Annotated in this window: 12 protein-coding genes; 5 read left to right on the top strand and 7 right to left on the bottom strand. The window is 71.7% G+C overall.

What is annotated here, in order from left to right; translation table 11 throughout:
• The first annotated feature begins 131 nt into the window (after positions 1-131).
• From GQQ95_RS18660 to GQQ95_RS18670, 3 genes are all read left to right on the top strand, one after another.
• On the top strand, positions 132-1,106 hold the full coding sequence (locus tag GQQ95_RS18660; RefSeq protein ID WP_157429116.1) for a hypothetical protein: 975 nt from the start codon (positions 132-134) through the stop codon (positions 1,104-1,106).
• Between the two features lie 156 nt (positions 1,107-1,262).
• Positions 1,263-1,751: a Dps family protein gene (locus GQQ95_RS18665; protein WP_157429117.1), complete on the top strand. Its 489-nt coding sequence runs from the start codon at positions 1,263-1,265 to the stop codon at positions 1,749-1,751.
• Positions 1,752-1,801: 50 nt separating this feature from the next.
• Positions 1,802-2,530, top strand: coding sequence for a hypothetical protein (locus tag GQQ95_RS18670; protein ID WP_246205802.1), 729 nt, complete (start codon positions 1,802-1,804; stop codon positions 2,528-2,530).
• Between the two features lie 107 nt (positions 2,531-2,637).
• Here GQQ95_RS18670 and GQQ95_RS18675 read toward each other — a convergent pair whose 3' ends face one another.
• From GQQ95_RS18675 to GQQ95_RS18705, 7 genes are all read right to left on the bottom strand, one after another.
• A complete protein-coding gene (locus tag GQQ95_RS18675; RefSeq protein ID WP_157429118.1) occupies positions 2,638-3,300 on the bottom strand; it encodes a response regulator transcription factor in 663 nt (220 codons plus the stop codon).
• 95 nt (positions 3,301-3,395) lie between these two features.
• Positions 3,396-4,826 carry a sensor histidine kinase gene (locus GQQ95_RS18680; protein WP_246205803.1) on the bottom strand — a complete coding sequence of 477 codons (1,431 nt, stop codon included), beginning with the start codon at positions 4,824-4,826 and terminating at the stop codon, positions 3,396-3,398.
• Entirely contained in the window at positions 4,816-6,372 is a 1,557-nt protein-coding gene (locus GQQ95_RS18685) for a multicopper oxidase family protein (protein ID WP_157429119.1), read from the bottom strand. The genes GQQ95_RS18680 and GQQ95_RS18685 overlap by 11 nt, the downstream gene beginning before the upstream one ends.
• 76 nt (positions 6,373-6,448) lie before the next feature.
• On the bottom strand, positions 6,449-8,011 hold the full coding sequence (locus GQQ95_RS18690) for an amidohydrolase (protein WP_343032774.1): 1,563 nt from the start codon (positions 8,009-8,011) through the stop codon (positions 6,449-6,451).
• Positions 7,990-8,994 carry an Fpg/Nei family DNA glycosylase gene (locus GQQ95_RS18695; RefSeq protein WP_157429120.1) on the bottom strand — a complete coding sequence of 335 codons (1,005 nt, stop codon included), beginning with the start codon at positions 8,992-8,994 and terminating at the stop codon, positions 7,990-7,992. The genes GQQ95_RS18690 and GQQ95_RS18695 overlap by 22 nt, the downstream gene beginning before the upstream one ends.
• A 4-nt stretch (positions 8,995-8,998) precedes the next feature.
• Entirely contained in the window at positions 8,999-9,499 is a 501-nt protein-coding gene (locus GQQ95_RS18700) for a ribose-5-phosphate isomerase (RefSeq protein WP_157429121.1), read from the bottom strand.
• 9 nt (positions 9,500-9,508) lie between these two features.
• The gene (locus GQQ95_RS18705) at positions 9,509-10,501 is read right to left on the bottom strand and encodes a DUF2332 domain-containing protein (RefSeq protein ID WP_157429122.1); all 993 of its coding nucleotides are present in this window, start codon (positions 10,499-10,501) and stop codon (positions 9,509-9,511) included.
• 64 nt (positions 10,502-10,565) lie between these two features.
• Here GQQ95_RS18705 and GQQ95_RS18710 point away from each other — a divergent pair, with 64 nt between their 5' ends.
• Both GQQ95_RS18710 and pepN read left to right on the top strand, forming a co-directional pair.
• Positions 10,566-12,050, top strand: coding sequence for an SDR family NAD(P)-dependent oxidoreductase (locus GQQ95_RS18710; RefSeq protein WP_157429123.1), 1,485 nt, complete (start codon positions 10,566-10,568; stop codon positions 12,048-12,050).
• 120 nt (positions 12,051-12,170) lie between these two features.
• Positions 12,171-14,720, top strand: coding sequence for an aminopeptidase N (gene pepN / locus GQQ95_RS18715; protein WP_157429124.1), 2,550 nt, complete (start codon positions 12,171-12,173; stop codon positions 14,718-14,720).
• The last annotated feature ends 36 nt before the right edge of the window (positions 14,721-14,756 follow it).

The following is a 14,756-nucleotide window of genomic DNA, read 5'->3' on the forward strand; positions in this document are numbered from 1 at the left end:
CCTCCGTCGCTGTCGCGTTTCGGGGGGTTCTCCCCCGCCCATCACGGGGGCGACCCGCCTGACGGCAGCCGTGCCCCGTCCATACCGTCTCCCTGTGCCCCGACATCCGGGCGCGTCAGGGGGAACACACCATGTCCATCGTCACCGATCAGGACCGGCCCGGTTCCATACTCCGGGCTCCGCAGGCGATCCGCTGGCATCGGCCGCTCATGGTCCTGGCAGCCGCCAGCGCCCTCGTGGCGCTCATGTCCCTCGTCGGGCTGCTCGTGGACCAGCGCGAGCTCGTCGGCGCGCCGATCTGGGCGAAGCCGCTCAAGTTCGGCGTCTCGATCCTCATCTACGCGGTCACCTGGGCGTGGCTGATCGGACAGCTGCGCCGCTTCCGGCGAACAGCCTGGTGGGCCGGCACCGTGATCTCCGTCACGCTCCTGCTCGAACTCGCGATCCTCGTCCTGCAGGTCCTGCGCGGCCATCGCAGCCACTTCAACAACGGCAGCGCATTCGATGAGACGCTCTGGTCGATCATGGGCACCGCGATCGTCGTGCTCTGGCTCGCGACCCTCGTCGCCGCGATCCTGCTCTGGTTCACGCCCGGGCCGGATCGGGCCCGCACGCTGGCGATTCGCGCGGGGTCGCTCCTCAGCCTGGTCGGGCTCGCGCTGGGCTTCCTCATGACCATGCCGACGGCCGCGCAACTGGCGACCGACGGCGACATCATCGGCGCCCACACCGTCGGCGCCGTCGACGGCGGCCCGGGCATCGCGATCCTGAACTGGTCGACCGAGCACGGCGACCTTCGGATCCCCCACTTCGTGGGGATGCACGCGCTCCAACTGATCCCGCTGGCGCTCCTGCTCCTCGAGTTCGCGTCCCGTCGCGTCCTCGTTCTGCGCAGTATCAGCACCCGGGTGGGCCTCGTCTGGACGATCACGGCGATGCTCGCATCCGTGGTGGCAGTCGTGACCTGGCAGGCGCTTCGGGGCCAGTCGATCGTCGCTCCTGATGCCCTCACCCTCGGTGCCGGCGCGATCATCGCCCTCGGAGGCATCCTGGGCGTGGCGGCGAGCGTCGCCGTCGGGCGTCGCGAGTTGCGCGCGCGGGCCTGACTCGATGAACCGACGGGACGAGCGGATGCCGCATCCGCTCGTCCAGCCGACTGACCCGGCCCACCTCAGCCCAGCCTTCCCTTCCTTGAAATACTGGGGATGCCGCGTAGCGTTGCACCTGACAGACGTACAGAAGCTTCAGGGAAGGTGGACCAGATGACCGACATCCAGACCGCACCGCAGACCGGTTCGACGGCCGATGTGGCCACGGGTGTGGCGCAGTACCTCACGCCGATCGTGCACGAGCTCGTCGCACTCGCCGTGAACGGCAAGCAGGCGCACTGGCACGTCCGCGGAGCGAACTTCATCGCCGTGCACGAGCTCATCGACACCGTCGTGGAGCACGCCCAGGACTGGTCGGACACCGCCGCCGAGCGCGTGGTCGCGCTGGGCCTGCCGATCGACGGTCGCCTCTCGACCGTCGCCGCGAAGAGCGGGGCTGCGAACCCCAAGCTCGGATTCCTCCCCTACGACGAGGCCATCGCCGACGTGGTGGCGCAGATCGACCTCGCCACGCAGCGCGTGAACGCCGCCATCGAGGGCCTCGCGGAGCTCGACCCCGCCAGCCAGGACGTCGCCATCGAGATCCGTCGCGGCCTCGACAAGGACCGCTGGTTCCTCACCTCGCACGTCGCCGTGAAGTGATCGCCTCGAAGAGGTGACGGGCTGACGGGCCCGGGTGCAGAATGACCGGTATGCCGGCCGATGCACCCGGGCCCGAGCCGTCTCCCGAACCGCCGGGCGGCGCGGAACCATCGCGCCCGCCCCTCACGGATGCGCAGAAGTCGTTGAGGGCCCAGATGCTCGCGACCGAGCACTGGAGCCTGCTGGCGTCCCGCTCGACCACGCAGAGCGAGGTGCTCACGCGCATCGCGATCTTCCTGACGCTCGTCTCCGCCGGCCTGGTCACGCTCGGCGTGCTCGGCAATGCGACCGCGTTCAGCGGATGGTTCGGCGTCGCCGCGCTCGGCGTCCTGTTCCTGCTCGTGCTCCTCGGGCTCATCACCCAGATCCGCGTGTTCAACACGGCGACCGAGGACCTCGTCTACGTGCTCGCGATGAACCGCCTGCGTGCGGCCTACGTGGACCTCGATCCCGGCATCGAGCGCTACTTCATGATGGGCACCACCGATGACGGCACCGGCATCGATCGCACCTACTACGCCTTCGCCGTCCGGTCCAGGACGCAGATCCTCGGCAGCTCCATGATGCTGATCCTCCTCGTGCACTCGGCACTGGTCGGGCTCTTCACGGGAGCGCTCCTCTTCGCGCTCACCGCATCCGTCGGCCTCGCCATCGGCATCGGCCTCGCGGTCGTGCTCATCGTCTTCGTCGGGTGGATGTCGTGGGGATATCGCGGGTACCGGCAGGTCCTGCGCCTGCACGAGCCACTCCGCCGCGCGACGGACCAGCCCGGCGGCTGACGGGCGCGGAACGGGATCGGCGCGGTCGGCGTCGGCGCGGTCGGCGTCCCGGCGGTCGGCGTCCCGGGCGGTCGGCGTCGGCGTGGTCGGCGTCCCGGCGGTCGGCGTCAGCGCTGCAGCCAGGCGAGCACCGCGAGCACACGACGGTGATCGGTGCCCGAGTCCTCGAGCGCGAGCTTCTGGAAGATGGAGGTCACGTTCTTCTCGACGGCCCCGACGCCGATGAAGAGCTGCTTCGCGATGCCGGCGTTCGTGCGGCCCTCGGCCATGAGCGCCATGACCTCGCGCTCGCGCGGCGTGAGCGAGGCGAGCGGATCGCTCCGGCGCCCGAGGAGTTCGCGCACGACCTGCGGATCGAGGACGGTGCCGCCCTGGCTGACGCGCTCGACGGCGTCCTGCAACTCGTCGAGCGACGCGACGCGATCCTTCAGGAGGTATCCCATGCCGCCCTCACCGGAGGACAGCAGCTCGTTCGCGTACGTGCCCTCCACGTACTGGCTGAGCAGCAGGACCCCGACGCGTGGGAGGCGGCGCCGGATCTCGATCGCGGCGCGGACGCCCTCGTCGCGGAACGTCGGCGGCATGCGCACGTCGAGCACCGCGACATCCGGAGCCGTGCGCTCGAGTGCGGCGAGGAGCGACTCGGCGTCGCCGTAGGCGGCGATCGTCTCGAACCCGGCCTCGCCGAACAACCGGACGAGCCCCTCGCGGAGCAGCACGGAGTCCTCGGCCAGCACGATGCGCAGGGGTACGCCGGTCGGGTCGGTCATGCCCTCCACAGTACCGATGGGCACCGGAGCGAGGCGCCACGGATGCCGCGACGGGGGCATCGCACGAAGCGAGGCCCCCGTCGCGGCATCGCGCCCTACGACGCTGCTGGAGCCGTCGCGCCCGGCGCGGTGACGGGCACGAACGGGATGTGCGCGCCGATCGAGGTCGGGCCGCCGACCGGGCTGTCGACGACGAGCAGTCCATCGAGGCCGCGGATGCGCTCCTCGAGCCCGGCGAGGCCGTGGCCCGCCTCGAGCGTCGCGCCCCCGCGTCCGTTGTCAGTGACCCAGAGGTCGATCCACCAGCCGGTGGGGCACGTGTCGCGGAGGGAGGCGCGCAGCCGGATGCCGCTCGCGTCGGCGTGCTTGACGGCATTGGTGAGCAGTTCGGCGGCCACGAAGTACACGTTCCGCTCGATCGACGCCGGGAGCACGGGCGGGGCGCCGTCGGCCGGGAGCCCGATCTCGAGCTCGACGGGGACGACGCTGCGCGCGCCCAGGGATTCGAGGGCGACCGCGAGTCCGCGGTCCTGGAGGATCGGCGGGGCGAAGCCCCGAGAGAGCGCCCGCAGCTCGTCGAGCGTCTCCCGCGCCTGCTCGCGCGCCTCGCCGAGCAGGTGCCGCGCGGCATCCGGATCGCGGTCGATGGCGCGCTCGATGCTCGCGAGGTCCATCTGCAGGCGGACCAGCCGCTGCTGGGGACCGTCGTGGATGTCCCGTTCGAGGCGGCGGAGCGAGGCGTCCTCGGCCTGGACGGCCGCCCCGCGGGAGGCGGCGAGCCTGCTCACCTCGAGCTGGAGGGCCTCGCTGCGCCAGGCGCCGAGCACGCCGCGGGCGATCACCGAGTGCAGCGCCGTGAGACCGAGGAACACGAGCGGCAGGGTCGCGAGGAAGAGCAGGCCGACGATGAACTCGAACGCGGATTCGCCGAGGCTCGGATCGATCGAGAACGCGTTGCCCGGGAAGAGGAAGTCCAGGACGACGTCGTGCAGCCAGACGTCGCGATCGTGCTGGGGGATGAAGCGCTGCCAGATCCAGTTCGTGGTGCCGCCGAGGGCGGTCGCGACCCACGCGACCGTCAGGCTCCACGTGACGACGCTCACGACCGGGTTGATGATGAACGTGTGGAGGAGGTACAGCCAGTAGTGGCCGTCCACGAAGGGGGCGAACAGGGACCGCCAGAAGCCGTCCTCGCGAGCGCCGCGGTTCCACACCGGCGGCGCGATCGGCGGTCGACCGGCCCATCGGAGGCGCACGAGTTCGAGCACCCCGAAGCCGCGCGCCGTGTAGAGGGCCGCGACGACGACGAAGATGCCGAAGACGAGCGCGATCGTGCCGACGCCGGTGAAGAACAGGGTCGAGACGACCACAAGGCCGGTGATCGCGATGGGCATCGTCAGGATGAGGAACCCGAACTGGCGGGGCACGTCCTTCCAGAGCGACCAGTAGCTGCGGCGCGCGGGCGGCGCGGCATCCGCCGTCGTGGGCGTCGCGGGATGGTGCGGCGTGGTCATCTCAGTGCTCATGGTGGGTTCCTTCGGTCATCGTCGCACGCTGACCCGGCTCGACGACGGCGAACTGGCCCATCATGCCCTGATCCTCGTGCCACAGCAGGTGGCAGTGGTACATGTACGGCGTGTCGGCGTCGGCGTAGTCGTCGAAGCGCATGAGCAGTTCGTACTCGGTCTCGGGCTCGGTGAAGATCGTGTCCTTCCAGCCCGCGAGCTCGGGCGGCGGCGCCTCGCCGTCGACGGATGCCACGCGGAACTGCACGTCGTGCACGTGGAAGCTGTGCGGCACGGCGTTGGGGTTCTCGACCACCCAACGTTCGAGCGTGTCCACCGTGACCGTCTCGTCGACGCGGCCCATGTCCATTGCATCGCCGTTGATCTCGAAGCTGTCGCCGAGCTCGAAGTGGCGCGTGGTCACGACCTCGGCCGGGTCGAAGTCCTGGATCTCCGTCAGCGTCGACGGCACGGATGCCGCGGGCCGGAGTTCATCGGCGGCACGCAGCTCGAGCACGTCGAACGAGTCGCTGCCGCCGTTCATGGCGGCGACGGCGGGTTCGAGCCCGGCGATCTCCGGCGTCATGCGCGACTGGAGCATGACCCGCTCCCCCGGTGCCATCCGGACGAGGACCTCGGCGCGTTCGCCCGGCGAGAGCCGGACGTGCTCGAGCGGCACGGATGCCTCGAGCAGGCCGCCATCCGTCGCGATGAGCTCGATCGGGCGGCCGTCGCCCCAGGCGAAGGCATAGCTGCGCGCCGTGGAGGCATTCAGCAGGCGGAGCCGGACGAGCTCGTCGGCCACCTCCAGGTGGGGGCGGCGCGTGCCGTTCACGACCAGCTCGTCGCCGAGCCCGCCCGCGTAGCCGCGCTGCGCGTCCTCACGAGCGCCGGCGGCGGAGAAGCCGGAGTCCTGCACGATCACGGGGACGTCATCGACGCCGTAGTCGGCCGGCAGCCCGAGCGCCCGCTCCTGCTCGTCGTGGAGGAGGAACATCCCGGCGAGGCCCATGGCGACGTGCGATTCGGTCTCGCCGTGGGGATGGGGGTGGTACCAGAGGGTCGCCGCCGGCTGGTCGATCTCCCACTCGGGCGACCACGCGGCATCCGGTGCCACCATCTGGTGCGGTCCGCCGTCCATCTCGGCCGGGAGGTGCATGCCGTGCCAATGCACGGTCGTGGGCTCCTCGAGGGAGTTGGTGACCTCCACGCGCACGCGCTCTCCGCGGTCGGCGACGAGGGTCGGGCCGAGCAGGCTGCCGTTGAAGCCCCAGGTCTCGCTCTCGACGCCCGGTTCGAACTCGGTGGTACCGGCCTGCGCATCCAGCGCGAAGACCCGGGTGCCGTCGGCGTCGACCGAGGAATCCGCGAGCGGCGGGATCGCCAGCGGGCGGTCGAAGTCGGTGTCACCGGTCGTGTCCACGGGGCCCGGGGCGACGATCCCGCACCCGGCGAATGCGAGCGCGACGAGGCCGCCGGCGGCCAGGGCGGACAGGGTCGTGAGGGTCGCCTTGGGCCGCCGCAGGCGGGGCCGTCGTGGCTGGGCGGAAGGCACGTCTTGGAGCATGGATCCAGCCTCGCGAACCGCGGTGTGCCGCCACAGCCGGAGGACGCCCCGATCGGAGCGGGGGTTTTCCCCCGCCTCAGCCGCCGAGGGCGTCGTGGGTGAGCGCGCCCGCGAGCAGGGTCGCCGCGACCGGCATCCGCCGCAGGGCATCGGCCGAGGCCGTGAACGGGTCCAGGTCGAGCACCGCGAGGTCGGCGACCGCCCCCGCCTGCACCGTGTGCCCGGCCCCGCCCGTCGAGGCGGCGAGGGCCGCGCGCGCCTCGATCGCCTGCTCGGGGTGCCAGGGTTGCCGTCCGTCGCGGGTGCGGCCCACCGCCGCGGCGATCGCGATCCACGGGTCGAGGGGCGCGACGGGCGCGTCCGATCCGAGGGCGAGCTCCACGCCGGCGGCCGCCAGCCCGCCGAGCATGAAGGCGCGGTCCGTGCGCCCGGGCCAGTAGCGGTCCGCGACGTCGCGGTCGTCCATGGCGTGCTCGGGCTGCACGCTCGCGATCACGCAGAGCCGGGCGAAGCGGGCGACATCCTCCCGGCGCAGGAGCTGCGCGTGCTCGATCGAGCCGCGTCGCGCCCAGCCGGCACTCCCGAGCGCCTCGAACGCGTCGAGGACGCGGGCATTGGCCCGGTCGCCGATGGCGTGCACGGCGGGCGTGAGGCCCGCCTCCACGGCGGTCCGCATGAGCGGGACGAGCTCGTCGTAGGGCACCGTCGCGACGCCGTGCGCGTGTTCGTGCCCCTCGAGGCCCGGGTACGGGTCGAAGCACCAGGCCGTGCGCGTGTTCAGCGAGCCGTCGGTGATGACCTTGTACGAGCCGACGCTCACGAGCCCGCCGGTGCCCTCGACGAGGTCGCCGCTGCGGAGGCCGTCGGTGATCGCGCGGTCGAGGTGCTGCGTGTAGATGCCGAACGAGACCCTGAGCGAGCGGATGCCGCGGGCGGCCCTGCGGGCCCAGTCGTCGCGGTTCCATCGCATCTCGTAGTCGGTGATGCCGACGACACCGCGCCGGGCCGCGCGGTCGGCGGCCTCGCCGACCCAGCCGTCGAGCACGTCGTCGGCCAGATCGTCGAGCTCCCGGACGAGCGCGAAGCAGTCGTCCTCGCGGAGCACGCCCGCATCGCCGGCGAGCTCCGCCACCCCGTGCCGTCGCGCCGCCGCGGAGTTCAGCCAGCACGCGTGCAGGTCGGCCGCGACGAGGACCACCGGGACCTCGCCCGAGACGGCGTCGAGCAGGCGCCGGCTCGGGGCATCCGGCCACAGCCCGTCGCGATAGCCGAAGCCGATGACCTCCGCCTGGCCGCGGTCGACGGATGCCGCGACGAGCGCCGCGACCTCGGCTGCCGACGCTGCCGCGGCGAGGTCGAGCCGGCGGGAGACCATCGCCCACTGCGACGCGTGCACGTGCCGGTCGTGGAGGCCCGGGACGACGTATCGACCGTCGAGCTCGATCCGGCGCGGGTGGGCCGCCCCCGATGCCGGTGCGAGCGCAGGTGCCGGCGCCGCGCCCGTCGGAGTGATGGAGACGACCCGCCCGTCGGCGAGGCTCAGGTCGAAGACGCCGTCCGCACCGGGCAGGCGGGCGCCCGAGAGCAGCACCGGCTCTGCCGCATCCGCTCGATCCATCACGCCTGACACCGCGGGCACCAGTACAGCTTCCGGGCGCCCATCTCCTCGAGCACGATGTTCGTGCCGCACACGCGGCACGGCAGCCCCTCGCGCTTGTAGACCCAGTGCCGGTCCTCGCGACTGGCCATCGCGGCGCGATACGCCTCGGGGTCGAGGTCGTCCATCGTCATCATCTGGCCCGTCTCGACGCCGATCGCGAGCAGCCTGCTCCAGTCGCGCCAGAGCTCGCGGACGAGTTCCTCGGGGACCAGCCTGCCCGGGGTGTGCGGGTTCAGCCTGGCGCGGAAGAGGAGCTCCGCCCGGTAGACGTTGCCGATGCCAGCGACCACGTTCTGGTCCATGAGGAGCAGGCCGATGGGGGTGGGCTTGCGGCGCACCACGGACGTGAACCGCTCCTCGGCCGCGGGACCCAGGTCGAGCAGCGGGTCGGGCCCGAGCTTCGCGACGATCGCCTCGACCTGGGCCGGGTCGAGGACCTCGCACGCCGTCGGCCCGCGCAGGTCGGCGCAGACGTTGTCGGTGAGCAGTCGCACCCGCACCTGGCCGATGGGTTCGGGCGGGAAGCTCGTCGGCACGGCGCCGGCCTTCTCGGACTCGGACATGCGCAGGCGGGCGCGCCTGGGCGCGCCGATGGAGGTGATCGAGTTCTCGCCGGCCGAGTCGAGGACGACGGCGTCGGGGTTGGGCGCATCGAGGAACGTGCCGCGCTGGTTCGTCTGCCCCATGCGGCCGTTGGCCGACGCGATGGTCGCATCCATCAGGATGTCGCCGGCGAAGTCCCACGCGCCGTACATGCCGAGGTGCACCCGCAGCCAGCGGTCGCCCTCGAAGCCGAGGAACATCTGCTTCCCGACGGCGCGGGCGTCGATCACGCGACGGCCGTCGAGGTCGGCCGCGCCCTCGACGAAGCGTCCCTGCGGACTCGAGGCCCGCACGACGTGCCCGACGAAGTTGCGCTCGAACTGCCGCGTGATGCGGTGGACGGAGTGACCCTCTGGCACGCGCCTACGCCTCGTCGGGGCGGTTCACACCCTTGCCTGCGATGTCGCCGGTCGTCTCGTACTCGGCGAGCTGCGCGATGCGGCGGGCGTGGCGCTCGTCGCCCGAGAACGGCTCGGCGATGAAGGCGTCGATGTAGCGGATCGCCTCCTCGACCGTGTGCTGGCGCGCGCCGATCGAGATCACGTTGGCGTCGTTGTGCTGGCGCGCGAGGATCGCGGTGTCCATGCTCCACACGAGTGCCGCCCGGATGCCCCTGACCTTGTTCGCCGCGATCTGCTCGCCGTTGCCCGAGCCGCCGAACACGATGCCGAGCGCATGGACCCCCTCGGCCTGGTCGGCGGCCACGGCGAGCGCGGCGTTGATGCAGAAGGCCGGGTAGTCGTCGAGCGCGTCGTAGGCGGCGGGGCCGTGGTCGAGCACCTCGTGGCCGCCGTTCGTCAGGTGGTCGACGAGGGTACGGCTGAACTCGAGGCCGGCGTGGTCGGTCGCGATGTGGATGCGCATGCGCCAAGTCTAGGGATTCGGCGCCCACGTGAGCGCACGTCCGTGGGGCTGCGCCCAGGCGACCTGGACGCCGTCGAGGGCGAGCACGAGATCGCTGCTCTCGTTCGGGACGTCCACCCGCGCCGCGATGCCGGGGAGCACTCCCCGGGCCTCCACGGAGAGCCAGTGACCGGGCAGCTGCGCCACCTGCCGTGTGAACCGTTCACGGCCCTCACCGTCGAGGTACATGAGCACCGCCGTGTGGAACACGACGAGCGTGGCGTCGCGAGGGGCGGATGCGGCGAGCGCGGCGAGGTGTTCGTTGAGGTCGCCCGCGACGAGGTGCGGCGGGTCGTCGGCGGCGATCGCGGCGGCCGCGCGGAGTCGTCGGCGGCGGTCCTCGTGCTCGGGCCAGACGAGCGCATCGAGCCAGTCGAGGTCGGCCGGGGATCGCACGTCGAGCGGGTTGAGGTCGATCCCGGCGCGCCAGACGATCTCGGGGAGGCGGGAGGGAACCGGCACGGGCGCGGCGCCGCGGACGGCGGCCTCCAGCACGACGGGACTCGGCCCGTCGACCGGGTCGAGTCGCGGATGTCCCGTGAACACGTAGCTGTAGCGGTCGGGGAAGAGGCAGAGACCGGCCGAGGTGCCGACCTCGAGGAGGGCGATCGGCCCCTCGATCCCGCCGAGCACCGGCAGGTGCAGCGCGCACCTGGCGGCCTCGTTGGTCTGCGTCGCGTGGGTCAGGGCCGTGTCGCGCACCTCGTTCCAGTGCGCTCCGAGCCAGGCCGCGAACTCCGGGTAGGGCGCCGGGCGGGCGCCGAGCAGTCGGGCCGCGGAGAAGACGAGGTTCGGCTGCCGCTTGGCCGGGGGCAGCTGGTCGATGAGGGCCAGCGTCGCGGCATCCGCCGCCACGCCGCCCGCCCAGGCCTCGTAGGTCGCCGACATGCCGCGCGCCTCGACCTCGGCGAAGGCCGCGTAGCGTTCGGCGGTCGTCGCCGTGGCATCCGTGCTGGTGCTCATGCCGTCACGCTACTCCCGCGTCGCGTACAGGAGACGGTCGGCCGACACGCCGTAGAATCTCCGGATGCCCTCCGCCGCCCCCGCCGCCGTCAGCGCGCCGACGATCGACCCCGCAGACCTGGAGACGACCCTCCGGGTGCTGGCGACGCTCAGCGAGCTCGACCAGGACGATCCCGACTTCGAGACCGTCCGCCACGCGACGGCCAAGATGTTCAAGGCCGTCAAGGTCGCGCGACGGCTCGAGAAGCGGCGTGTCATCCAGGACGCCGACCGCGCGGTGATCGCCGCGACGGCCACCGGCGCACCGACGCGCATCGACGACGAGACCCGCGGAGCCGACCTCGTGAGCGGCACGGACGCGCGCACGGCCGGCGAGCTGCAGGTCGCGCGTCCCTGCTACATCTGCAAGCAGCGCTACACGCTCGTCGACGCGTTCTACCACCAGCTCTGCCCCACCTGCGCGGCGATGAGCCACGCCAAGCGCGACGCGCGCACCGACCTCACCGGCCGTCGGGCGCTGCTGACCGGCGGGCGGGCGAAGATCGGGATGTACATCGCGTTGCGCCTGCTGCGCGACGGTGCCCACACGACGATCACGACCCGCTTCCCACGGGATGCCGCGCGGCGGTTCGCCGCGATGCCGGATGCCGCGGACTGGCTGCACCGCCTGCGCATCGTGGGCATCGACCTGCGCGATCCGGCGCAGGTGATCGCCCTCGCCGACGACGTCGCCGCGCAGGGCCCGCTCGACATCCTCATCAACAACGCGGCGCAGACCGTGCGGCGCTCGCCGGGCTCCTACTCGCCGCTCGTGGAAGCCGAGTCCTCACCGCTGCCCGACGGCCCGCTGCCCGAGCTCGTGAGCTTCGGGCACACCAACGATGCCCACCCGCTCGCGCTCGCGGACTCGGTGGCGAGCCATCCCGTGCTCTCGTCAGGCCTGTTCGCGGGCACCATGACGGCCGACGACCTGACCGCGCTCGCGCTCGCGCCGGGGTCGAGCTCGCTCGCCCGGCTCGCCGACCGCACCGCCATCGACGCGGGCGGCCTCGTGCCCGACCTGCACCACGAGAACAGCTGGAGCGCGGTCGTCCAGGATGTCGACCCGCTCGAGATGCTCGAGGTCCAGCTCTGCAACACGACCGCGCCCTTCATCCTCGTCAGCCGCCTGCGGGCGTCGCTCGCCGCGTCGCCCGCCCGCCGCACCTACGTCGTGAACGTCTCGGCGATGGAGGGCGTGTTCAGCCGGGGCTACAAGGGCCCGGGGCATCCGCACACCAACATGGCGAAGGCCGCGATGAACATGCTCACGCGAACGAGCGCCAAGGAGATGCTCGCCGACGGCATCCTCATGACGAGCGTGGACACCGGCTGGATCACCGACGAGCGACCGCACCCGACCAAGGTGCGCCTGGCCGAGGAGGGCTTCCACGCACCGCTCGACCTCGTCGACGGCGCCGCACGCGTCTACGACCCGATCGTCCGCGGCGAGGCAGGCGAAGACGTGACCGGCGTCTTCCTGAAGGACTACTCGCGAGCCGAGTGGTGAGGCCCGCTCCGTCACGGTGACCCGTGGCGCGAGCGCCGCTGACGGCGAGGTCTTCGGCGGATAGGCTGGTTCGCGTTGCCCGCGGCCACGAGCCGCGCAGATATCCGCGAAGGAGCCCACGTGCCTGGAGAGAACCTCACCCGATCCGAAGCCGAGGAGCGCGCGGCGCTCGTCACGGTGCACGACTACGACGTCGTGCTCGACGTGACGGTCGGCCCCGAGGTCTTCACGACGACCACCACGGTGCGCTTCGACGCCGCCGAGGGCGCCGCGACGTTCATCGACGCGATCACCGCGGCCGTGCACTCGGTCACGCTGAACGGCGTCGAGCTCGACCCCGCCCAGGTGAGCGACGGCGTGCGCATCGAGCTGGCGAACCTCGCCGCCCACAACGAACTCGTCGTCGTCGCCGACGGTCGCTACATGAACACGGGCGAGGGCCTGCACCGCTTCGTCGACCCGGTCGACGGCGAGGTCTACCTCTACACGCAGTTCGAGGTGCCCGACTCGCGTCGCATGTTCGCGGTCTTCGAGCAGCCCGACCTCAAGGCGGCCTTCCGCTTCACGATCACGGCGCCCGCGCACTGGGAGGTCGTCTCCAACTCCCCCACGCCCGAGCCGGTCGACGCGGGCGAGGGTGCGAAGACGTGGGCGTTCGAGCCCACGCCGCGCATCTCGAGCTACATCACCGCGCTCGTCGCCGGCCCGTACGCCGTCGTGCGCGACGAGCTGACGAGCGCCAACGGCCGGGTCATCCCGCTCGGGGTCTTCAGCCGCAAGAGCCTGTCGCAGTACCTCGACGCCGACTACATCTTCGAGAAGACCAAGCAGGGCTTCGAGTACTTCGAGGCGAAGTTCGGCGTGGCCTACCCGTTCGCGAAGTACGACCAGCTCTTCGTGCCCGAGTACAACGCGGGCGCCATGGAGAACGCGGGCGCGGTGACCTTCACCGAGGCGTACGTCTTCCGCTCGAAGGTCACCGATGCCGTGCGCGAGCGTCGGGTCGTCACGATCCTGCACGAACTCGCCCACATGTGGTTCGGCGACCTCGTGACCATGAAGTGGTGGAACGACCTGTGGCTGAACGAGTCCTTCGCGGAATGGGCCTCGACCATCGCGACCGCCGAGGCGACCGAGTGGACCGAGGCGTGGACCACGTTCAACTCCATGGAGAAGAGCTGGGCCTACCGTCAGGACCAGCTCCCCTCCACGCACCCCGTCGTCGCCACGATCAACGACCTCGAGGACGTGCTCGTCAACTTCGACGGCATCACGTACGCCAAGGGCGGCTCGGTGCTGAAGCAGCTCGTCGCCTGGGTCGGCATCGACGCGTTCTTCGCGGGCGTCTCGGCCTACTTCCAGAAGCACCAGTGGGGCAACACGACCCTCGCCGACCTGCTCGCCGAACTCGAGGTCGCCAGCGGCCGCGACCTCACCGAGTGGTCGAAGCTCTGGCTCGAGACCTCGGGCGTCAACACGCTGCGCCCAGAGATCGAGACCGACTCCGACGGCCGCATCGCCGCATTCACCGTGCTGCAGTCGGCTCCGGCGGACTACCCGACGATCCGCCCGCACCGCCTCGCCATCGGCTTCTACAACCTCGCCGACGGCAAGCTGGTCCGCGACCACCGGGTCGAGCTCGACGTCGACGGCGAGCGCACGGATGTCGCGGAGCTCGTCGGCCTCGAGCGTCCGGCGCTCGTGCTGCTGAACGACGACGACCTCGCGTACGCGAAGATCCGCCTCGACGAAGCATCCCACGGGGTCGCGCTCGCGAACCTCAGCGAGATCGAGGACCCCCTGGCACGTGCGCTCGTCTGGAGCTCGGTGTGGGACGCCACCCGCGACGGGGAGACCCGCGCGAGCGACTACCTCGCACTGGTGCTCGGCAACATCGCCAGTGAGACGGAGTCGACCACCCTCCGCATCGTGCTCGCCAACGCCGCGCTCGCCGCGGGTGCGTACACCGAGCCCGCGCGTCAGGCAGACGCGCTGCGATCGGTGGCAGACGGTTTCTGGCGACTCGCGCAGGAGGCGGAGGCGGGCAGCGACGCGCAGTTCCAGTTCGTCACGAACTTCGCCGGAGTGGCCGAGCACGGATCGCACGTCGACGACCTCGCCGCGCTCTTCGCCGGCACGCTGGCGCTCGACGGCCTGGAGATCGACACGGACCTCGGCTGGCGCCTGCTCATCGCGCTCGTCGCCGCGGGCCGCGCGGGCGACGCCGAGATCGATGCACGACTGGCCGAGGACAACACCGCCACGGGCCAGCAGTCGGCCGCGCACGCACGCGCGGCCATCCAGACCGTCGAGGGCAAGGAGCGCGCCTGGGCGTCCCTCATCGACGTCGACACGGCGACCAACACGGTCGTTCGCGAGACCACCGCGGGCTTCGTCCGGGCGACCGACCCCGCCCTGCTCGAGGCCTTCGTCGCCCGCTACTTCGACATGCTGGAGCGCGTCTGGGAGGACCGCAGCTACGCGATCGCCGAGAAGCTCGTCGACGGCCTGTACCCGTCGCCGCTCGCCAACCGCGCGCTGGCCGACGCCAGCCGCGCCTGGCTCGACGCCCACCCCGACGTGCCCGCGCTGCGGCGCCTGGTCGTCGAGCGGCTCGCGGGCGTCGATCGTGCGCTGGTCGCGCAGGCGCGCGACGCGCAGCAGGGCTAGCACCGTCGTCGAGCGCGGGGGGGGGGGGGGGCCCCC

The sequence above is a fragment of the Agromyces salentinus genome (genome assembly GCF_009749395.1).
GTDB classification, from domain to species: domain Bacteria; phylum Actinomycetota; class Actinomycetes; order Actinomycetales; family Microbacteriaceae; genus Agromyces; species Agromyces salentinus.

What these genes read in the sequence shown, in the direction of transcription:
- GQQ95_RS18660 (WP_157429116.1), top strand. Translation starts at nt 132, where the DNA reads ATGTCCATCGTCACCGATCAGGACCGGCCCGGTTCCATACTCCGGGCT.
- GQQ95_RS18665 (WP_157429117.1), top strand. Translation starts at nt 1,263, where the DNA reads ATGACCGACATCCAGACCGCACCGCAGACCGGTTCGACGGCCGATGTG.
- GQQ95_RS18670 (WP_246205802.1), top strand. Translation starts at nt 1,802, where the DNA reads ATGCCGGCCGATGCACCCGGGCCCGAGCCGTCTCCCGAACCGCCGGGC.
- GQQ95_RS18675 (WP_157429118.1), bottom strand. Translation starts at nt 3,300, where the DNA reads ATGACCGACCCGACCGGCGTACCCCTGCGCATCGTGCTGGCCGAGGAC.
- GQQ95_RS18680 (WP_246205803.1), bottom strand. Translation starts at nt 4,826, where the DNA reads ATGAGCACTGAGATGACCACGCCGCACCATCCCGCGACGCCCACGACG.
- GQQ95_RS18685 (WP_157429119.1), bottom strand. Translation starts at nt 6,372, where the DNA reads ATGCTCCAAGACGTGCCTTCCGCCCAGCCACGACGGCCCCGCCTGCGG.
- GQQ95_RS18700 (WP_157429121.1), bottom strand. Translation starts at nt 9,499, where the DNA reads ATGCGCATCCACATCGCGACCGACCACGCCGGCCTCGAGTTCAGCCGT.
- GQQ95_RS18705 (WP_157429122.1), bottom strand. Translation starts at nt 10,501, where the DNA reads ATGAGCACCAGCACGGATGCCACGGCGACGACCGCCGAACGCTACGCG.
- GQQ95_RS18710 (WP_157429123.1), top strand. Translation starts at nt 10,566, where the DNA reads ATGCCCTCCGCCGCCCCCGCCGCCGTCAGCGCGCCGACGATCGACCCC.